This window comes from Enterobacter sp. JMULE2, assembly GCF_013337145.1.
In the GTDB taxonomy this organism is placed as follows: Bacteria; Pseudomonadota; Gammaproteobacteria; order Enterobacterales; family Enterobacteriaceae; genus Enterobacter; species Enterobacter mori.
This window is the reverse complement of the sequence record NZ_SGWD01000011.1, coordinates 379593-400967: the sequence shown is the minus strand read 5'-3', so window position 1 is coordinate 400967 and position 21375 is coordinate 379593. Positions and strand designations below refer to the sequence as shown.

General features: G+C 58.3%; 13 protein-coding genes and 1 pseudogene. 8 read left to right on the top strand and 6 right to left on the bottom strand.

Annotation, left to right across the window (positions count from 1 at the left end; translation table 11 throughout):
* The first annotated feature begins 21 nt into the window (after nucleotides 1–21).
* From pepA to EXW94_RS10535, 5 genes are all read left to right on the top strand, one after another.
* The gene (gene pepA, locus EXW94_RS10555; RefSeq protein ID WP_010436084.1) at nucleotides 22–1533 is read left to right on the top strand and encodes a leucyl aminopeptidase; all 1512 of its coding nucleotides are present in this window, start codon (nucleotides 22–24) and stop codon (nucleotides 1531–1533) included.
* A 118-nt stretch (nucleotides 1534–1651) separates the two neighbouring features.
* A complete protein-coding gene (holC, locus tag EXW94_RS10550) occupies nucleotides 1652–2095 on the top strand; it encodes a DNA polymerase III subunit chi (RefSeq protein WP_010436086.1) in 444 nt (147 codons plus the stop codon).
* The gene (locus EXW94_RS10545) at nucleotides 2095–4950 is read left to right on the top strand and encodes a valine--tRNA ligase (RefSeq protein WP_174340070.1); all 2856 of its coding nucleotides are present in this window, start codon (nucleotides 2095–2097) and stop codon (nucleotides 4948–4950) included. Before holC ends, EXW94_RS10545 begins: the two co-directional genes overlap by 1 nt.
* A gap of 123 nt (nucleotides 4951–5073) precedes the next feature.
* Nucleotides 5074–5577 carry a GNAT family N-acetyltransferase gene (locus tag EXW94_RS10540; protein ID WP_010436090.1) on the top strand — a complete coding sequence of 168 codons (504 nt, stop codon included), beginning with the start codon at nucleotides 5074–5076 and terminating at the stop codon, nucleotides 5575–5577.
* An 83-nt stretch (nucleotides 5578–5660) separates the two neighbouring features.
* Nucleotides 5661–6680 (top strand): NAD(P)-dependent alcohol dehydrogenase, encoded by a 1020-nt coding sequence (locus tag EXW94_RS10535; RefSeq protein WP_029739607.1) that lies wholly within the window; start codon nucleotides 5661–5663, stop codon nucleotides 6678–6680.
* 90 nt (nucleotides 6681–6770) lie between these two features.
* Here EXW94_RS10535 and EXW94_RS10530 read toward each other — a convergent pair whose 3' ends face one another.
* A complete protein-coding gene (locus EXW94_RS10530) occupies nucleotides 6771–8408 on the bottom strand; it encodes a dihydroxyacetone kinase subunit DhaK (RefSeq protein WP_174340069.1) in 1638 nt (545 codons plus the stop codon).
* 137 nt (nucleotides 8409–8545) lie between these two features.
* On the opposite strand from EXW94_RS10530, the pseudogene EXW94_RS10525 reads away from it, so the two are divergent.
* Nucleotides 8546–10031, top strand: a pseudogene (locus tag EXW94_RS10525) (helicase HerA-like C-terminal domain-containing protein).
* Here the strand turns inward: EXW94_RS10525 and EXW94_RS10520 are convergent.
* Nucleotides 10011–10952 carry a TIGR01212 family radical SAM protein gene (locus EXW94_RS10520; RefSeq protein WP_120159725.1) on the bottom strand — a complete coding sequence of 314 codons (942 nt, stop codon included), beginning with the start codon at nucleotides 10950–10952 and terminating at the stop codon, nucleotides 10011–10013. The pseudogene EXW94_RS10525 and the gene EXW94_RS10520 overlap by 21 nt on opposite strands.
* Nucleotides 10953–11639: 687 nt before the next feature.
* Between EXW94_RS10520 and gltB the strand changes: the two genes are divergently transcribed.
* Complete coding sequence (gene gltB, locus EXW94_RS10515) at nucleotides 11640–16100, top strand: glutamate synthase large subunit (protein ID WP_108416117.1); 4461 nt, start codon at nucleotides 11640–11642, stop codon at nucleotides 16098–16100.
* Nucleotides 16101–16109: 9 nt separating this feature from the next.
* The gene (gene gltD / locus EXW94_RS10510) at nucleotides 16110–17528 is read left to right on the top strand and encodes a glutamate synthase subunit GltD (protein WP_061716409.1); all 1419 of its coding nucleotides are present in this window, start codon (nucleotides 16110–16112) and stop codon (nucleotides 17526–17528) included.
* Between the two features lie 34 nt (nucleotides 17529–17562).
* Here the strand turns inward: gltD and nanQ are convergent, their stop codons facing one another.
* The 4 genes from nanQ to nanA form a co-directional block, all read right to left on the bottom strand.
* Entirely contained in the window at nucleotides 17563–18030 is a 468-nt protein-coding gene (nanQ, locus tag EXW94_RS10505) for an N-acetylneuraminate anomerase (protein ID WP_126815468.1), read from the bottom strand.
* Nucleotides 18027–18887, bottom strand: a complete 861-nt coding sequence (locus EXW94_RS10500; protein WP_174340068.1) for an N-acetylmannosamine kinase — start codon at nucleotides 18885–18887, stop codon at nucleotides 18027–18029. The genes nanQ and EXW94_RS10500 overlap by 4 nt, the downstream gene beginning before the upstream one ends.
* Nucleotides 18884–20368, bottom strand: a complete 1485-nt coding sequence (locus tag EXW94_RS10495; protein ID WP_174340067.1) for an MFS transporter — start codon at nucleotides 20366–20368, stop codon at nucleotides 18884–18886. Before EXW94_RS10495 ends, EXW94_RS10500 begins: the two co-directional genes overlap by 4 nt.
* 71 nt (nucleotides 20369–20439) lie before the next feature.
* Nucleotides 20440–21333 (bottom strand): N-acetylneuraminate lyase, encoded by an 894-nt coding sequence (gene nanA, locus EXW94_RS10490; protein WP_108416113.1) that lies wholly within the window; start codon nucleotides 21331–21333, stop codon nucleotides 20440–20442.
* Nucleotides 21334–21375: the final 42 nt, after the last annotated feature.

Sequence of the window (21375 nt, the reverse complement as noted above, 5' to 3'; positions counted from 1 at the left end):
TAAGATTCAGGAGCGTAGTGCATGGAGTTCAGTGTAAAAAGCGGTAGCCCGGAGAAACAGCGGAGTGCCTGCATCGTTGTGGGCGTGTTTGAACCGCGCCGACTCTCCCCGATCGCCGAACAACTCGATAAAATCAGTGACGGCTACATCAGCGCCCTGCTGCGCCGTGGCGAACTGGAAGGTAAACCTGGGCAGACGCTGTTACTGCACCATGTTCCGAACGTCCTGTCCGAACGCATTCTGCTGATTGGCTGCGGCAAAGAGCGTGAGCTGGATGAGCGTCAGTATAAGCAGGTGATTCAGAAAACGATTAATACCCTGAATGATACCGGCTCAATGGAAGCCGTCTGCTTCCTGACTGAACTGCACGTCAAAGGCCGTAACACCTACTGGAAAGTGCGCCAGGCCGTCGAAACCGCAAAAGAGAGCCTGTACAGCTTCGACCAGCTCAAGACCAATAAAAGCGAGCCGCGCCGTCCGCTGCGTAAAATGGTCTTCAACGTGCCTACACGCCGTGAGCTGACCAGCGGCGAGCGCGCTATTCAGCACGGTCTGGCGATTGCCGCCGGTATTAAAGCCGCTAAAGATCTCGGCAACATGCCGCCAAACATCTGTAACGCCGCGTACCTGGCCTCTCAGGCGCGTCAGCTGGCGGATTCCTACAGCAAGAATGTCATCACTCGCGTCATCGGCGAACAGCAGATGAAAGAGCTGGGAATGCACTCTTATCTGGCAGTCGGCAACGGCTCGCAGAACGAATCCCTGATGTCGGTGATTGAGTACAAGGGCAACCCGTCCGAAGACGCGCGCCCGATCGTACTGGTCGGTAAAGGCCTGACCTTCGACTCCGGCGGTATCTCCATCAAGCCTGCCGAAGGCATGGACGAGATGAAGTACGACATGTGCGGTGCGGCGGCGGTTTACGGCGTCATGCGCATGGTCGCTGAGCTTCAGCTGCCGATTAACGTCATCGGCGTGCTGGCGGGCTGTGAAAACATGCCAGGCGGTCGCGCTTACCGTCCGGGTGACGTCCTGACCACCATGTCCGGCCAGACTGTTGAAGTGCTGAATACCGACGCCGAAGGCCGTCTGGTGCTGTGCGACGTGCTGACCTACGTTGAGCGCTTCGAACCTGAAGCGGTGATCGACGTGGCAACGCTAACCGGCGCCTGCGTGATTGCGCTGGGTCACCACATCACCGGCCTGATGTCGAACCACAACCCGCTGGCACACGAGCTTATCGGCGCGTCCGAACAGGCCGGTGACCGCGCGTGGCGACTGCCGCTGGGCGATGAGTTCCAGGAGCAGCTAGAGTCCAACTTTGCGGATATGGCGAACATCGGCGGTCGTCCTGGCGGTGCGATCACCGCGGGCTGCTTCCTGGCGCGCTTCACCCGCAAGTACAACTGGGCGCACCTGGACATCGCGGGCACCGCATGGCGTTCCGGTAAAGCCAAAGGCGCAACCGGTCGTCCGGTCGCGCTGCTGTCGCAGTTCCTGCTTAATCGTGCGGGTTTTAACGGCGACGAGTGATGAAAAACGCCGGGTGGCGGCTTCGCCTTACCCGGCCTACAGCGTCACTCAACCGTAGGCCGGGTAAGCGTAGCGCCACCCGGCTTTGCATTTAAATCCACGACAAGAAGCCCCATATATGAAGAATGCAACGTTCTACCTTCTGGACAACGACACGCATCAGGATGGCCTCAGCGCCGTCGAACAGCTGGTGTGTGACATTGCCGCAGAACGTTGGCGCGCAGGTAAACGCGTGTTGATTGCCTGTGAAGATGAGCAGCAGGCGATTCGCCTTGATGAAGCGCTGTGGGCCCGCCCGCCGGAGAGTTTTGTGCCGCATAACCTGTCGGGCGAAGGCCCGCGCGGTGGCGCACCGGTCGAAATTGCCTGGCCGCAGAAGCGCAACAGCAGCGCGCGCGATATTCTCATTAGCCTGCGGGTAGACTTTGCAGATTTTGCCACCGCTTTCACAGAAGTGGTAGACTTTGTCCCTTACGAAGAATCTTTAAAACAACTGGCGCGCGAACGCTATAAAGCGTACCGCCTGGCTGGTTTTAACCTGAATACGGCAACCTGGAAATAATGGAAAAGACATATAACCCACGCGATATCGAACAGCCGCTTTACGAGCACTGGGAACAGCAGGGCTATTTCAAGCCTAACGGCGACGAAAGCAAAGAGTCCTTCTGCATCATGATCCCGCCGCCGAACGTCACCGGCAGTTTGCATATGGGACATGCTTTCCAGCAGACCATCATGGACACCATGATCCGCTACCAGCGCATGCAGGGTAAAAACACCCTGTGGCAGGCGGGGACTGACCACGCGGGTATCGCAACCCAGATGGTGGTTGAGCGTAAAATTGCCGCTGAAGAAGGTAAAACCCGCCACGACTACGGTCGCGACGCGTTCATCGACAAAATCTGGCAGTGGAAGGCAGAATCCGGCGGTACCATTACCCGCCAGATGCGCCGTCTCGGCAACTCCGTGGACTGGGAGCGCGAGCGCTTCACCATGGACGAAGGCCTGTCCAACGCAGTGAAAGAAGTCTTCGTGCGCCTGTATAAAGAAGACCTGATTTACCGCGGCAAGCGCCTGGTAAACTGGGATCCGAAACTGCGCACCGCCATCTCTGACCTGGAAGTGGAAAACCGCGAGTCTAAAGGCTCCATGTGGCACATCCGCTATCCGCTGGCCGACGGCGCGAAAACCGCCGACGGCAAAGATTACCTGGTGGTCGCCACGACCCGTCCGGAAACCCTGCTGGGCGATACCGGCGTAGCCGTTAACCCGGAAGATCCGCGTTATAAAGATCTGATCGGCAAATTCGTGGTGCTGCCGCTGGTAAACCGCCGTATTCCGATTGTGGGCGACGAACACGCCGACATGGAAAAAGGCACCGGCTGCGTAAAAATCACCCCGGCGCACGACTTCAACGACTACGAAGTCGGCCGTCGTCACGCCCTGCCGATGATCAACATCCTGACCTTTGACGGTGATATCCGTGAAAGCGCAGAAGTGTACGACACCAAAGGCGAAGAGTCTGACGTTTACTCCAGCGACATCCCGGCTGAGTTCCAGAAGCTGGAACGTTTTGCCGCGCGTAAAGCGATTGTGGCTGCCGTCGACGCGCTCGGCCTGCTGGAAGAGATAAAACCTCACGATCTGACCGTGCCGTACGGCGACCGTGGCGGCGTGGTTATCGAGCCGATGCTGACTGACCAGTGGTACGTGCGTGCCGACGTGCTGGCGAAACCGGCTGTGGAAGCGGTTGAGAACGGCAGCATCCAGTTCGTGCCGAAGCAGTATGAAAACATGTACTTCTCCTGGATGCGCGACATTCAGGACTGGTGTATCTCCCGTCAGCTGTGGTGGGGTCACCGCATCCCGGCATGGTACGACAACGAAGGCAATGTCTACGTTGGCCGCACCGAAGACGAAGTGCGTCAGGAAAACAACCTGAGCGCTGACGTTGCCCTGCGTCAGGACGAAGACGTGCTGGACACCTGGTTCTCCTCCGCGCTGTGGACCTTCTCCACGCTCGGCTGGCCGGAAAACACCGACGCGCTGCGTCAGTTCCACCCAACCAGCGTGATGGTGTCCGGTTTCGACATTATCTTCTTCTGGATCGCCCGCATGATCATGATGACCATGCACTTCATCAAAGACGAAGACGGCAAGCCGCAGGTTCCGTTCCATACCGTCTACATGACCGGTCTGATCCGCGACGACGAAGGGCAGAAAATGTCCAAGTCCAAGGGTAACGTTATTGACCCGCTGGACATGGTTGACGGTATCTCTCTGGAAGACCTGCTGGAAAAACGTACCGGCAACATGATGCAGCCGCAGCTGGCTGAGAAAATCCGCAAGCGCACCGAGAAGCAGTTCCCGAACGGGATCGAGTCTCACGGTACCGACGCCCTGCGCTTCACCCTGGCGGCGCTGGCCTCTACCGGCCGTGACATCAACTGGGACATGAAGCGTCTGGAAGGTTACCGTAACTTCTGTAACAAGCTGTGGAACGCCAGCCGCTTCGTGCTGATGAACACCGAAGATCAGGATTGCGGCTTCAACGGCGGCGAAATGACCCTGTCGCTGGCGGACCGCTGGATCCTGGCGGAATTCAACCAGACGGTGAAAGCATTCCGCGACGCGCTGGACAGCTACCGCTTCGATATCGCCGCGGGCATCCTGTACGAATTTACCTGGAACCAGTTCTGTGACTGGTATCTGGAGCTGGCGAAGCCGGTGATGAACGGTGGTTCTGAGGCGGAGCTGCGCGGCACGCGCAACACGCTGATTACCGTTCTGGAAGGTCTGCTGCGCCTGGCGCATCCGGTCATTCCATTCATCACCGAAACCATCTGGCAGCGCGTGAAGGTGATTGCAGGCATCAACGCTGACACCATCATGCTGCAGCCGTTCCCGGAATTCGATGCGGCGAAGGTTGATGAAGCGGCGTCTGCGGACACCGAGTGGCTGAAACAGGCGATCGTTGCGGTACGTAACATCCGTGCTGAAATGAACATTGCCCCAGGCAAACCGCTGGAGCTGCTGCTGCGCGGCTGCAGCGAGGCTGCTGTGCGTCGCGTCAGCGAGAACAACACCTTCCTCAAGACCATGGCGCGTCTGGACAGCATCACCGTGCTGCCTGCTGATGAAAAAGGTCCGGTTTCCGTGACCAAAATCATCGACGGTGCCGAGCTGCTGATCCCGATGGCGGGCCTGATCGACAAAGACGCCGAACTGGCGCGTCTGGCGAAAGAAGTGGCGAAAGTCGACGTGGAAATTGGCAAAATCGAAAGCAAGCTGGCGAACGAAGGCTTTGTCGCCCGCGCGCCGGAAGCGGTCATCGCCAAAGAGCGTGAACGTCTGGTTGCTTTCGCCGATGCGAAGACCAAACTGATTGAGCAGCAGGCGGTTATTGCCGCTCTGTAATGCTTTTACCCCTTACGCTTCAGGGCGTAAGGGGTAACCTTCCTGAAAACTCCTCGCTTGCACTCCCCTTTCTGCGGTGCTATTAACAGCAGTTGTGTGTCAATTTTTGTCATGAGTAATGCTATGAGCGTGATTACCCCCGTCGCGACGACAATGCGTCGGATCACTGAGCAGGACAACCCGGCCATTGCCGCTGTTATCCGCACGGTTTCCGCCGAATATGGCCTGACAGCCGATAAAGGCTACACCGTGGCCGATCCTAATCTCGATGAGCTTTTCCATCTGTACAACCAGCCGGGCCATGCCTACTGGGTTATCGAGCAGAATGGCAAGGTCGTGGGCGGCGGCGGCGTGGCGCCACTGAGCTGCAGCGAGCCGGATATTTGTGAGCTGCAGAAAATGTATTTTCTGCCGTCGGTTCGCGGACAGGGTCTGGCGAAAAAGCTGGCGCTGGTCGCCCTGGAGCACGCGCGCACGCAGGGTTTCAAACGCTGTTACCTCGAAACCACCGCCTTCCTCAAAGAGGCCATCGGCCTGTATGAGCATCTTGGCTTTGAGCATATTGATGCGCCACTGGGCTGTACCGGCCACGTTGATTGCGAAGTCAGAATGCTGAAAAGTCTGTAACTTCCGTTCCTGCCCTCTTCTGTTAAGCGGCTGTAAACCGGATGCTCTACACTCACAGTTCACACCATAACAGGGGAAACACGATGTCGAAGATAAAAAGCTACGCCGCACCGCAGGCGGGTGCAGAACTTGAGCTGTACGAGTACGATGCGGGCGAACTAAAAGCAGAAGACGTCGAAGTACAGGTTGATTACTGCGGGATCTGCCACTCGGATCTCTCGATGATCGACAACGAATGGGGCTTCTCCAGCTACCCGCTGGTTGCCGGGCACGAAGTCATTGGCCGCGTCGTGGCGCTCGGTAGCGCCGCGCAGGACAAAGGGCTGAAGGTAGGCCAGCGCGTGGGCATTGGCTGGACGGCACGCAGCTGTGGTCACTGCGACGCCTGTATCAGCGGCAACCAGATCAACTGCCTCGAAGGCGCCGTTCCCACCATCCTGAATAAAGGCGGTTTTGCCGACAAGCTGCGCGCCGACTGGCAATGGGTCATCCCGCTGCCGGACAGCATTGATATCGAATCCGCCGGTCCGCTGCTGTGTGGCGGTATCACCGTCTTCAAACCGCTGCTGATGCACCATATCACCGCCACCAGTCGTGTGGGCGTGATCGGTATTGGCGGCCTGGGCCATATCGCCATCAAGCTGCTGCACGCGATGGGCTGCGAAGTGACGGCATTCAGTTCTAACCCGGCGAAAGAGAAAGAAGTGCTGGCGATGGGTGCGGATAAAGTGGTGAACAGCCGCGATCCGGAAGCACTGAACGCACTGGCGGGTCAGTTTGATCTGATCATCAACACCGTGAATGTCGATCTCGACTGGCAGCCGTACTTTGAAGCGCTGGCCTACGGCGGTAACTTCCACACCGTGGGTGCGGTAATGAAGCCGCTGCCGGTTCCGGCGTTTACCCTGATCGGCGGGGATCGCAGCGTGTCAGGCTCCGCGACCGGTACGCCGTTTGAGTTGCGCAAGCTGATGAAGTTTGCCGGACGCACCAAAGTGGCTCCGACCACCGAACTGTATCCGATGTCGAAAATCAACGAAGCGATCCAGCACGTGCGTGACGGCAAAGCCCGCTACCGCGTGGTGTTGAAAGCGGATTTCTGATGTGACAGTGCCGGGTGGCGGCTTCGCCTTACCCGGCCTGGATCTGATTTTGTAGGCCCGGTAAGCGCAGCGCCACCGGGCTATTCTCACCTATCGCACCAGTGCAGAAAACACCTCTGCCACCGCGACCGCCCCCGGGTCCATTACCCCGTCCAGGTTCTCTTTATTCACATACGACGAGCGCCCCGCGCCCGCTTTCATCATCTTCGCAGTCGCTTCAGCCCCCAGCTGTGCGGCCTTCGCCGCTGACTTGATATCGCCTTTCCGCAACGCCTCCAGCGCCGGCTGCAGCGCGTCGATCAGGGTACGGTCGCCGAGATCTGCGCCACCGTATTGCTTCATCTGCGCCAGCCCGCTGAGCAATGCCTCGGGCAGCGGCTGGCCATCGTGAAGCTTTTGACCGGCCGCGGTAAAGAAGATCGACATCAGCACGCCACTCGATCCGCCCATCACCGTGGCCAGACGCTCGCCCACCAGCAGCAGCAGCGTCGACACGTTATCAAGCGGGAGCTTATGCTCTTTCAGGCGCTGCGCAATATCCCGCGCGCCTTGCGCAAAGGTGGAGCCCGTATCACCGTCGCCCACTTTCGCATCCAGCGCGTTCAGGCGATTTTCAAGTTCGATCAGCGTCCCGGTTACCGAGGAGACATACTCACTCACCCGCGGGTTTTCCGACGGGGTGTATTCCACGCGATCGTGAATGGCACTATGCGCAACGGTACGTAAAGGTGCGAACGGCACGGGCTTCTGCCAGCCCAGCGTCTCGACCTCGGCGTGAATCGCCTTTTCGAAGAAATCGTTGAGCTTCAGCAGCGTCAGAGAAAAGCCTTTCATGTCCAGCGCGCTCACCAGCGGCGCCGGCCCAATCAGGTACGCAATGTTCTCTTTCAGCGCCGAATGCGCCAGCTCTTTGGTCAGCAGCGCCATTTCGAGCGCAGAAACGCCGCCGAGGTTGTTAATCAGTACCGCAAAGCGCCCCTCACCGGCCTGCGCCTTAAGCGGCGTGACCAGCGTGTCGATAATCGCTTTGCTGTTTTGCGTATCCACCACGGACGCCCCCGGCTCACCGTGAATGCCAAGACCCAGCTCGACGTGGCCTTGCTTAATCCGCCCCTCTTCCTCGTCGCTGCCGGGCAGGTTACAGGTTTGCATCGCAACGCCCAGGCTCCAGAGGTTGTCGCAGGCCTGTTGCGCAATATCCCGCACCTCACTCAACGATTTCCCGTGCTCCGCCGCATAGCCCGCAATCTTATGCACCAGCGCCGTACCGGCAATACCGCGCGGCTGCTTGTTGTCCGGCAGCGCGATATCGTCCGCCACAATCACCATCTCCACCTTCAGGCCGTAGCGTTTGGCCTTTTCTGCCGCCAGACCAAAATTCAGGCGGTCACCGGTGTAATTTTTGACGATCAGCAGGCAGCCGCGATCGCCCGTGACCGCCACAATGGCATTCAACACCGCATCCACACTCGGCGAGGCAAACAGGTCGCCACATACCGCCGCCGTGAGCATCCCTTTTCCGACAAACCCAGCGTGCGCCGGTTCGTGGCCGGACCCCCCACCGGAGATCACCGCTACGCGGCTTTTATCCCAGTCACCGCGCGCGACAATTCGAATGGCAGGATCAACATCAAGCTTGACGAGGTTTCCGTGCGGAGCAGAAATCAGAATGCCTTCAATAGCATCGTTGACCAGTTGTTTGCGATCATTAAAAAAGAATCTGGACATACATTCCCAAAATGTTGTGAACCGTATGAAAAAGCATAGTCCGCGCTGGATAATGCGCCGCAAAGTCAGGAATTTACTCAACCAAATTGCGGCCAGGTTGCCTATACTCCACCCAGGACAAAGAGAGGAAGCGCATCATGAGTACACCATTGTTAATTGCCCGGACGCTGGAAAAAGAGCTGTATTTACTGCCCGCGATGGCGAACCGCCACGGTCTGATCACCGGCGCGACCGGGACGGGGAAAACCGTCAGAGTCGCTTTCGGAGATTGGCGTACCGGTCTTTATGGCTGACGTGAAGGGCGATTTAACCGGTGTGGCTCAGGAAGGGACGGCCTCTGAAAAACTGCTCGAACGGCTGAAGAATATTGGCATCACGGACTGGACGCCGCACAGCAATCCGGTGGTGGTGTGGGATATCTTTGGTGAAAAAGGCCACCCGGTGCGCGCCACCGTCTCCGATCTCGGCCCGCTGCTGCTGGCCCGTCTGCTTAACCTCAACGACGTACAGTCCGGCGTGCTGAATATTATCTTCCGCATTGCCGACGATCAGGGACTGCTTCTGCTTGATTTCAAAGATCTGCGCGCCATTACCCAGTACATCGGCGATAACGCCAAATCTTTCCAGAACCAGTACGGCAATATCAGCAGCGCCTCGGTAGGGGCCATTCAGCGTGGGTTGCTGACCCTGGAGCAACAGGGGGCCGAACACTTCTTCGGCGAGCCGATGCTGGATATCAAAGACTGGATGCGCACCGACAGCAGCGGCAAAGGCATCATCAACATTCTGAGTTCAGAAAAGCTCTACCAGATGCCAAAGCTCTACGCCGCCAGCCTGCTGTGGATGCTCTCCGAACTGTACGAACAGTTACCCGAAGCGGGCGATCTGGAAAAACCGAAGCTGGTCTTCTTCTTTGACGAAGCGCACCTGCTATTTAACGACGCGCCGCAGGTATTGCTGGATAAAATTGAACAGGTCATTCGCCTGATCCGCTCCAAAGGCGTTGGCGTCTGGTTTGTGTCGCAAAACCCGTCGGATATCCCGGATAACGTGCTCGGTCAGCTTGGTAACCGCGTGCAGCACGCCCTGCGAGCCTTTACGCCAAAAGATCAGAAAGCGGTGAAAGCCGCCGCGCAAACCATGCGCGCCAATCCGGCCTTTGATACCGAAGCGGCGATTCAGGCGTTAGGCACCGGTGAAGCGCTGATCTCGTTCCTGGATGCGAAGGGCAGCCCGTCCGTGGTGGAACGCGCTATGGTGATCGCGCCCTGCTCGCGCATGGGGCCGGTTACCGACGATGAACGCAACGGCCTGATTAACCACTCTCCGGTTTACGGAAAGTACGAAGACGAAGTGGACCGGGAGTCCGCGTTCGAGATGCTGCAAAAAGGGGTTCAGGCGACAACGGAATCGCAGGATGCGCCTGCCGCAAAAGGGCAGTCTGTTGCCGTGGATGACGGTATTCTCGGGGGGCTCAAAGACATCCTGTTCGGCAGCACCGGGCCGCGCGGCGGCAAGCGCGACGGCGTTGTACAAACCATGGCGAAAAGCGCCGCACGACAGGTCACCAATCAGATAGTGCGCGGCATGCTGGGAAGCCTGTTAGGCGGCCGTCGCCGGTAGACGGGGAACCCACGGGCGGCCAAGCGCCGACCCCTGTACACCGTTCTCTTGTAGATAGCGGTCGATTTCCACCATCCCCGTCCAGCGGTTCTCACACCATAGCGGTGCCAGAAGCGTTGGACGGCGGGCGCTGGCGGAGATGCGGTGGTAGACAATTTCCGGCGGCGTGTGGCGAATCATCTCCCCTGCCGTCACCGTATAGTCGTCGAGCTCAATACCGCTTAACCGCCCTGCTTCCCAGGCTTTCGCCATAATGCTTCCCGTAACGATATGCAGCGGATGCAGCTTAATGCCGTCCACGCCGGTCTCAACCACCTTTTCCAGCGTTTCAAGACCATGCTGTTGACCTTCGCCGGGTAACCCAACAATCAGATGCGAACAGACTTTCAGCCCACGCTCACGGGCCAGCCGCGTGGTGTGCTGGTAGCAGGCGAAATCATGACCGCGATTGATGCGGTGCAGGGTTTTGTCGTGCGCGGTTTGCAAGCCCAGCTCCAGCCAGATCTCGTAGCCTTGTTCTTTGTACTCGCTGAGCAGGTCCAGCACCGCGTCCGGTACGCAGTCCGGGCGCGTCCCCACGCACAGCCCTACGATGTTAGCCTGGCTGACCGCCTGCTGATACATCGAGCGCAGCACCTGCACCTCCGCCCATGTGCTGGTGTAGGCCTGGAAATAGGCCAGATACTGCTTCGCGCGGTTCACCAGGCTCGCCTGATGCGCGAGCTGTTCCGCGATAGAGTGATGCTGCTGAGCTTCGTCAGCAAAGGACGCAACGTTACAGAAGGTGCAGCCGCCGCGCCCGATGGTACCATCGCGATTCGGGCAGCTAAACCCGCCGTGTAGCGTCAGCTTATGAACCTTTTGTCCGTATCGCTGCAAAAGATCCCCACCAAACATATTGACTAATTTCTGTAACTGCATAATCTGATAGACCGTCCCGGAGAAAGGGGACAAGCCTGCCATTTTTAGCCTCTGTCGGCGATGACCTGGATCAATCGCCCTGGACGGCCTTTATCCATATGAATAAATACTCAAGATTACTGCAATTTCATTCACGCCATTCGTGATTACTTTTCCTTATGTTCTGATTGTTTTTTTCATTTATAGCGCCACCACTGAAAAACAGTGGGTTTATTCGGGTTTGCAGTCATTGCCAGATTATTATTCTGCTATAAAACGGCTATTCAGCACGCTACATCGATAATACCGCTTTCATATAGTGAGTCAGATCACACTCCGCTGCGTCCTGCCAGGGCATACAATCAATGTAAAAATAGTTAAATACCCTTTAATTACAACCAGATAAACTCTCTTTAGCACATTTTTGTATAAATAAGATTGCCATTTGACCTGTGTACCAATTCCCGATAAGTTGGAAATCCGCTGGAAGCTTTCTGGATGAGCGGCCTGCTCATCATATTTATGCAGTAATTGAGATTCCCTCTGAAGCAAGTCCTCAAACTTGTTTACCTGCGCGAAAGGATGAAAAAGAGGGCGAATGCGAGGTCCGCGTATGAAACGCAAACCCCGTCGCCATGCTCTTTCTGTGCCTGTGCGCCACGGTAAAGTTCAGTGGGAAGCCCGACGAGCCTGGGGAGGTTCACTGATATGTTGTACGATAAATCCCTTGAGAAGGATAACTGTGGTTTCGGCCTGATCGCCCACATAGAAGGCGAACCTAGCCACAAGGTAGTGCGTACTGCTATTCACGCACTGGCCCGAATGCAGCACCGTGGCGCCATCCTTGCCGATGGTAAAACCGGCGACGGTTGCGGCCTGCTGCTGCAAAAACCGGATCGTTTCTTCCGTATCGTGGCGGAAGAGCGCGGCTGGCGTTTAGCCAAAAACTACGCTGTCGGCATGCTGTTCCTGAACCAGGATCCTGAAAAGGCTGCCGCCTCACGCCGCATCGTCGAAGAAGAACTTCAGCGTGAAACCCTGTCTATTGTCGGCTGGCGCAATGTGCCAACCAACGAAGGGGTGCTCGGTGAAATCGCCCTCTCCTCGCTGCCTCGTATTGAACAGATTTTCGTTAACGCGCCTGCGGGCTGGCGTCCGCGTGATATGGAACGCCGTCTGTTTATCGCCCGCCGCCGCATTGAAAAACGTCTCCAGGACGATAAAGAGTTCTACGTTTGTAGTCTCTCTAACCTTGTGAACATCTATAAAGGTCTGTGTATGCCGGCTGACCTGCCGCGCTTCTACCTGGACCTTGCGGACCTGCGTCTGGAATCGGCCATTTGCCTGTTCCACCAGCGCTTCTCCACCAACACCGTTCCTCGCTGGCCGCTGGCTCAGCCGTTCCGCTACCTGGCGCATAACGGCGAAATCAACACCATTACCGGTAACCGCCAGTGGGCCCGCGCCCGTACCTATAAGTTCCAGACGCCACTGATCCCTGACCTGCACGATGCCGCGCCGTTCGTGAACGAAACCGGCTCTGACTCCAGCTCCATGGATAACATGCTGGAACTGCTGCTGGCAGGCGGGATGGACATCGTGCGCGCCATGCGTCTGCTCGTGCCACCGGCGTGGCAGAACAACCCGGATATGGACCCTGAGCTGCGCGCGTTCTTCGACTTTAACTCCATGCACATGGAGCCGTGGGACGGCCCGGCGGGCATCGTGATGTCCGACGGCCGTTTTGCCGCCTGTAACCTGGACCGTAACGGTCTGCGTCCGGCGCGCTACGTCATCACCAAAGATAAGCTCATCACCTGCGCGTCTGAGGTCGGGATCTGGGATTACCAGCCTGACGAAGTGGTCGAGAAGGGCCGCGTCGGTCCGGGCGAGCTGATGGTTATCGACACCCGCGGTGGGCGTATCCTGCACTCCGCCGAAACCGACAACGATCTGAAAAGTCGCCATCCGTACAAAGAGTGGATGGAGAAAAACGTCCGTCGTCTGGTGCCGTTCGAAGATCTGCCGGACGAAGAAGTGGGCAGCCGCGAGCTGGACGACGATACCCTCGCAAGCTTCCAGAAGCAGTTTAACTACAGCGCGGAAGAGCTGGACTCCGTCATCCGCGTACTGGGTGAAAACGGTCAGGAAGCGGTCGGCTCCATGGGTGACGATACCCCGTTTGCCGTGCTCTCCAGCCAGCCGCGCATCATTTACGACTACTTCCGTCAGCAGTTCGCGCAGGTCACCAACCCGCCGATCGATCCGCTGCGTGAAGCGCACGTGATGTCGCTGGCAACCAGCATCGGCCGCGAGATGAACGTCTTCTGCGAAGCAGAAGGCCAGGCGCACCGTCTGACCTTTAAATCGCCGATCCTGCTGTACTCCGATTTCAAACAGCTCACTACGCTGAAAGAGGATCACTACCGCGCCGACACGCTCGATATTACGTTCGACGTGACCGAGGCGACCCTCGAAGAGACGGTGAATGCGCTGTGTGATAAAGCTGAACAGATGGTGCGTAACGGTACCGTTCTGCTGGTGCTGTCTGACCGCAATATCGCGAAAAACCGTCTGCCGGTACCCGCGCCAATGGCGGTGGGTGCTATCCAGACGCGTCTTGTCGATAAGAGCCTGCGCTGCGACGCCAACATCATTGTTGAAACCGCCAGCGCCCGCGACCCGCACCACTTTGCCGTGCTGTTAGGCTTTGGCGCGACGGCGATCTACCCGTATCTGGCCTACGAAACGCTGGCCCGTCTGGTGGATACCCGCGCGATCGACAAAGATTACCGCGCGGTAATGCTGAACTACCGCAACGGCATCAATAAAGGCCTGTACAAGATCATGTCCAAAATGGGCATCTCGACCATCGCCTCTTACCGCTGTTCGAAGCTGTTTGAAGCGGTCGGCCTGCATGACGATGTCGCAAATCTCTGCTTCCAGGGCGTGATCAGCCGTATCGGCGGCGCCGGTTTTGCTGACTTCCAGCAGGATCTGGTGAACCTGTCAAAACGCGCCTGGCTGGCACGTAAGCCGCTGGATCAGGGCGGTCTGCTGAAATACGTTCACGGTGGCGAATACCACGCCTATAACCCGGACGTGGTGCGCACGCTGCAGCAGGCGGTTCAGAGCGGCGAATACAGCGATTATCAGCAGTACGCTGAGCTGGTAAACAACCGTCCGGCGGCAACGCTGCGCGACCTCATTGCCCTGAACCCGGGTGACGAAGCCGTCAGCATCGACGACGTAGAACCTGCAACCGAGCTGTTCAAACGCTTCGATACCGCGGCGATGTCCATCGGCGCGCTAAGCCCGGAAGCCCACGAAGCGCTGGCGGAAGCCATGAACAGCATCGGCGGCAACTCCAACTCCGGCGAAGGCGGTGAAGACCCTGCGCGTTACGGCACCAACAAAGTGTCACGCATCAAGCAGGTGGCATCCGGTCGCTTTGGCGTGACGCCTGCGTACCTGGTCAACGCCGACGTGATTCAGATTAAAGTCGCTCAGGGTGCTAAACCGGGCGAAGGCGGTCAGCTGCCGGGTGATAAAGTTACCCCATACATCGCCAAACTGCGCTATTCCGTACCGGGCGTGACGCTGATCTCCCCGCCGCCGCACCACGATATCTACTCTATCGAGGACTTAGCGCAGCTGATTTTCGACCTGAAACAGGTCAACCCGAAAGCGATGATCTCCGTGAAGCTGGTTTCCGAACCGGGCGTCGGCACCATCGCTACCGGCGTGGCGAAAGCCTATGCTGACCTGATCACCATCGCCGGTTACGACGGCGGTACCGGCGCAAGCCCGCTCTCCTCCGTGAAATACGCGGGCTGCCCGTGGGAGCTTGGCCTGGTGGAAACCCAGCAGGCGCTGGTGGCGAACGGCCTGCGTCACAAGATCCGTCTGCAGGTGGACGGTGGTCTGAAAACTGGCCTCGACATTATCAAGGCGGCAATCCTCGGCGCGGAAAGCTTCGGCTTCGGTACCGGCCCGATGGTTGCGCTGGGCTGTAAATACCTGCGTATTTGCCACCTGAACAACTGCGCAACCGGCGTAGCTACCCAGGACGAGAAGTTGCGTAAGAACCACTATCACGGCCTGCCGTTCAAAGTGACCAACTACTTTGACTTCATCGCCCGTGAAACCCGCGAGCTGATGGCGCAGCTGGGCGTGAAACGCCTGGTGGACCTGATTGGCCGTACCGACCTGCTGAAAGAGCTGGAAGGCTTCACCGCGAAGCAGCAGAAGCTGGAGCTGTCTAAGCTGCTGGAAACCGCACAGCCGCATCCTGGCAAAGCGGTGTACTGCACCGAGAACAACCCGCCGTTCGATAACGGCGTGCTGAACGCGCAGCTGCTGCAGCAGGCGAAACCGTATGTGGACGACAAGCAGAGCAAAACGTTCTGGTTTGATATCCGCAACACCGACCGCTCCGTGGGTGCCTCCCTCTCCGGTTATATCGCGCAAACGCACGGTGACCAGGGGCTGGCGGCGGATCCGATTACTGCGCACTTCAGTGGTACCGCGGGTCAGAGCTTCGGCGTGTGGAACGCAGGCGGCGTTGAGCTGTACCTGACTGGTGATGCCAACGACTACGTCGGTAAAGGCATGGCGGGCGGTCTGCTGGCGGTGCGTCCTCCGGTCGGCTCAGCCTTCCGCAGCCATGAAGCGAGCATCATCGGTAACACCTGCCTGTACGGCGCGACCGGCGGTCGTCTGTTCGCAGCAGGTCGTGCGGGCGAGCGTTTTGCGGTGCGTAACTCTGGTGCTATCACCGTGGTGGAAGGCATTGGCGATAACGGTTGTGAATACATGACGGGCGGGATTGTTTGCGTAATGGGTAAAACCGGCGTGAACTTTGGCGCGGGCATGACGGGCGGTTTTGCGTACGTCCTGGACGAAGACGGTGAGTTCCGCAAACGCGTGAACCCGGAACTGGTGGAAGTGCTGGACGTTGAAACGCTGGCCATCCACGAAGAACACCTGCGCGGCTTGATTACCGAGCATGTGCAGCATACCGGTTCTTCGCGCGGTGAAGAGATCCTGGCGAACTGGCCTGCGTTCTCAGCGAAATTCGCGCTGGTTAAACCGAAGTCCAGCGATGTTAAAGCCCTGTTGGGTCACCGTAGTCGTAGCGCAGCAGAGCTGCGCGTGCAGGCGCAGTAAGGAATTCAGATGAGCCAGAACGTATACCAGTTTATCGACCTGCAGCGTGTTGATCCGCCAAAGAAACCGCTGAAGATCCGCAAAATTGAATTTGTAGAGATCTACGAGCCGTTTTCAGAAGGCCAGGCCAAAGCGCAGGCAGACCGCTGCCTGTCCTGCGGTAACCCTTACTGCGAATGGAAATGTCCGGTACACAACTACATCCCGAACTGGCTGAAGCTGGCCAACGAAGGGCGTATTTTTGAAGCCGCCGAGCTGTCTCACCAGACCAACACCCTGCCGGAAGTGTGCGGCCGCGTGTGTCCTCAGGACCGTCTGTGCGAAGGCTCCTGTACGCTGAACGACGAATTTGGCGCAGTGACCATCGGCAACATCGAGCGCTATATCAACGATAAAGCGTTCGAGATGGGCTGGCGCCCGGACATGACCGGCGTGCGTCAAACTGACAAGCGCGTGGCCATCATCGGCGCGGGCCCGGCGGGCCTGGCCTGTGCGGACGTGCTGACCCGCAACGGCGTGAAGGCGGTGGTCTTTGACCGTCATCCGGAAATCGGCGGTCTGCTGACCTTCGGCATCCCGGCCTTCAAGCTGGAAAAAGAGGTCATGACCCGTCGCCGTGAAATCTTCACCGGCATGGGCATTGAGTTCAAACTGAATGTGGAAGTGGGCCGCGACGTGCAGCTCGACGACCTGCTGAAGGATTACGACGCCGTGTTCCTCGGCGTGGGCACCTACCAGTCCATGCGCGGCGGTCTGGAGAACGAAGATGCACCAGGCGTTTATGATGCCCTGCCGTTCCTGATTGCCAACACCAAGCAGATCATGGGCTACGGCGAAACCGCCGATGAGCCGTTCGTCAGCATGGAAGGCAAACGCGTGGTGGTGCTGGGCGGCGGTGATACCGCGATGGACTGCGTGCGTACGTCTATTCGTCAGAACGCGGCACACGTGATCTGCGCCTATCGTCGTGACGAAGAGAACATGCCGGGCTCTAAACGCGAAGTGAAAAACGCGCGTGAAGAGGGCGTAGAGTTCCAGTTCAACATCCAGCCTCTGGGCATTGAAGTGAATGCCAACGGTAAAGTGAGCGGCGTGAAGATGGCGCGCACCGAGATGGGTGCACCAGATGCCAAGGGTCGTCGTCGCGCTGAGATCGTGGCAGGCTCCGAACATGTGATCCCGGCCGATGCCGTCGTCATGGCGTTTGGTTTCCGTCCTCACAGCATGGAATGGCTTGCGAAGCACAGCGTTGAGCTGGATTCACAGGGCCGCGTGATTGCACCTGAAGGCAGCGACAACGCATTCCAGACCAGCAACCCGAAAATCTTCGCCGGTGGCGATATCGTTCGCGGTTCGGACCTGGTGGTCACGGCGATTGCCGAAGGGCGTAAAGCCGCTGACGGTATACTGAACTACCTGGAAGTGTAAAAGATCGAGCCGGATGGAAAACCATCCGGCTTTTTTATGCGGTTAACAGGCTGGCGCGAACCTTCACCACGGCCTTTTTAATCTCTCCCGCCGAGTCGGTGATGCACCCTGGCTTATGCGGCTCCCCCGGCATAAACACCACAAACATCCCCGGTCTTAACGCTACCGACTGCTCCCCTTCGATGCGGCTGCAAAGCTGATAATCCTCGGCGCTATGCATTTCCTCGCACCCGCGCGCGGACTCCGCAACGCCAAACAGAATCCGCTCTTCACCGGCTAACAGGAGCTGGATATCAATATACTCCGCGTGCAGCTCTGCCTTTTTCAGCTCCGGGGCTTGTGTAGCAAACTGCATAACATTCATAAAGATAGCATCACCCTGCAGTTCGTACTGACCCGGCGCTTTCTCCTTTGGCCGGGCGGCAACCGCCAGCGTGAGAGCATTCACCAGTGCGGCGGGCAGGCCCGACGATGCCAGTGACTGCAGCTCTCCCATCATCATAACGCATCTCCTGTAGCTAACAGCGCCGCGCCCAATAGCCCGGCGTCGTGACGATAATGCGCCGCCCGAAGGGGCACCTGATACACTTCAGGCTCCTGCGATAAATAGGCTTTCACCAGAGGGAGATACCCTTCCGCCAGCCCCACGCTGCCGCCGACCACGATAACCTGACAGTCGGTAACGGCTTTAACGTCGGCGATCAGTCGCGCCAGCGCGTGTGCCGAATTTGCCACCAGCCTGCGAGCCTGCGGTGTATCCCGGCTGAATATCGCCTTTGCATCCAGCCCTGCCAGTTCGCCCTGCGCCTGAGCAGCAATGCCCCGGCCTGAGGCAATGGCTTCAACGCATCCTCTTCGTCCACAGCCACAAAGCGGCCCGGCGGGATCGGCCAGCGTATGCCCAAGATGCCCGGCCAGCCCCCCGCTGCCCGTCTGAAGTTTTCCATTGAGTACAACGCCGCCGCCCACGCCGGTTGAAACAGTCAGGAACACCATATCGTCCCTCCCGGGCAGCGCGCAAAACTCTGCCCATGCGGCGGACTGCGCGTCGTTAACCGCCGTGACCGGTAATTGCGTGGCAGCTTCCAAAAAGGCGACCAGCGGAAAGTGCTCCAGGCCACCCAGGTTGGCCGGATTGATGGAGGTGAGCACGCCGTTATGAATAATCCCTGTCGACGCCACCGCCACGCGCCCGGCATGCCTAACCAGAGGTAAAACCAGGGCACGTAGCGCCTCCTCAAGCGCGCCCGGCGTCTGGCTGCCGGGGGTCGGGCACGCCCTGCGCATCGACAGAACGTCCCCTTCAACCAGGGCGGCAGCGAGCTTCGTGCCGCCAATATCAATTGCCAGCGTCGTCATTTCATCACCTGCTCGCGTTTGACCGCGCCCGCAGGAAAGGCTCCGCTCAGCGGTTTACCGTCGATGGCGTCGTGAGTGCGCAGCGCTTCCGGCCTGATCCAGCGCTGAACGCGGGACGGCATATCGAGGCCGATCAACAGGATCACGACAAATGTCAGGCCAAAGGAGAGCGATCCCAGCGCGGTTCCCAGCTCCATCCGCTGGGACAGCAGAGCGCCGATCACTGGTGCAAGCGCCCCGCCCAGCGCGCCGACGTTATAGGTAAATCCAAGCCCGGCTGCCCGCTGGTCGGTATCGAAATAGCCGCCGATGAGCTTAGGTAAGATCCCGGAAATGCCCTGACCCAGCATCTGTTGGAAAAAGAGCAATAGCCCGAGCACCCAGATATTCGCGCCGCCGATCGCAAACACCGGAATAATAAGCAGCTGCGAGGCCAGCAGGCTGCAGACGTAAGCTTTACGTGTGCCCAGCCAGTCGCCAAGAAAACCGCCTACGCAGCAGCCCACCGCCGCGCCAAATCCGCTAAAGAACAGCACGCGGGCCACCGTAGCCGGATCGTAGGCCAGATCCGTTTTCAAATAGGTTGGCAGCAGCGCCTGAATCGGCCACGAATAGAGAAAGGCAAACAACACCACAACCATCAGCGTTACGCCAGTGGGCCAGCGTTTACCGCTGCTTTGCACCATAAAGCTGATAAAAACGACGGCGCACAGCAGCCCCAGAATGACCACCATCCCAACGTTGTTTAGCTCTCCGGCAAAGCAGAGCCACAGCGCCGCACCGGCAAACAGCGTCATGGCAATATTGATTACGCGGTACTTACCGCGATAAAGAATATCGACCATCGTGCGTACCGGCGCTTTGCCAGCGTGCTTCGCCTTCCAGTCCTCGGCTTCCGGGATGTTTTTGCGCAGCCACAGGGCAAAGACGATAGGCAAGATGCCGATTAAGAACAGCGCGCGCCAGCCCCAGACGGGGACCACGAGGCTGTAGACCTGCGCGGCGATGACGGCCCCCACGGAGAAACCGGAAATCAAAAAGCCGCTCGCCTTGTTGCGCAGCTGCTTTGGCCAGCTTTCGATCACGTAGGTTGCGCTGGAGCCGTATTCGCCCGCCATCCCCATGCCGATCACCATTCTGGCGATAAACATGGTGACGTAGCCCGGCGCAAACCCGCAGGCCAGGGTGCCGCAGGAGAAAAGAACAATGCTGGTAATCATCGCCAGCTTGCGGCCATAGCGATCGCCCATCGCCCCCAGCAGCAGGCCACCGAACCAGCGTGAGATAAAGGCCGCCGAAATCAGGCTCGCGGCTTCCACCGTCGTCAGGCCGAACTCGCTTTTCACTTCCGTCAGAACTAAGGCAATCAGTACAAAATCGAAGCCATCAAGCAAATATCCCAGCCAGGCAGCGGAGAAGGCGCGCCACTGCGGGCGGCTAAGATGGCGGTACCACGGGATGCTTTGGGTAGATATACTCATTTCACTCTCCCGACGATTTCTCTGTCGTTTTGCCGGACAGCGGCTGTGCCTTGCCCGGTCTACGTAATGCGTTAGCGTTTTTCCGCCATTAGCTGCTCTGCCAGGGCTTTTAGCGCGGGCACGAATTTTTCGTCCACGGGTGAAAACGGCTTGCGGCACAGCGGTACCGAGACCACGTCCATATAGTGCAGCACCGTTTTCAGACCACGGAAGACGCCAGCGCCAATCAGCAGGTCGATAACCTTGTTGCACTCGCCTTGCAGACGCTGCGCGGTGGCGTTATCCCCTTCCCGAACCGCTTTAGCGATTGCCTGATAGCGCCAGCCCATAATGTTGTACGTACTGCCGATCCCTCCGTCAGCGCCTGCCAGCAGGCCGGAAGCGAAGATCTCGTCGTAGCCGTTGTAGAGCACCAGATCCGGATGCGCGCGGCGGATCTGCTCCATCTGGAAGAGATCGCCAGAGGTTTGCTTCAGCGCGCCAACACCCGGCAGCGTCACCAGCGTGTTGATTTGGTCAAGGGTCAGTTTGACGCCGCTCAGCGCCGGGATGTTATAGACCACCATTGGCAAACCATCCGCGGAATCAATAATTGCACGGTAGTGGTCGCAGTGTTCTTCAAAGCTGAAGGGATAGTAGAACGGTGTGACGGCGGACACGGCGTCAAACCCAAAGCGGGCGGCAGCCGTTGCCAACTGTTGGCTTTCTGCGGTGCTGACACAGCCAACATGGGCAATGAGGGTGATTTTCCCCTTCGCCTCATCCGCCACGATCTCCATTACCTGCTCGCGTTCTGAAAGGCTTTGCACAAAAGCCTCTCCCGTTGAGCCACCCACATAAAGCCCGTCGATGCCCTGCTCAATATTGAACTGCACCAGACGGCGCAGGCTCTCTTTATCCAGCATTTGCTGCTGAGTAAACGGGGTCAGGAGTGCGGCCATTACGCCGCGTAATTGCGTTGCCATAGTTACCTCAATCGATCGTGTGTTTGTTATAACGATATACCT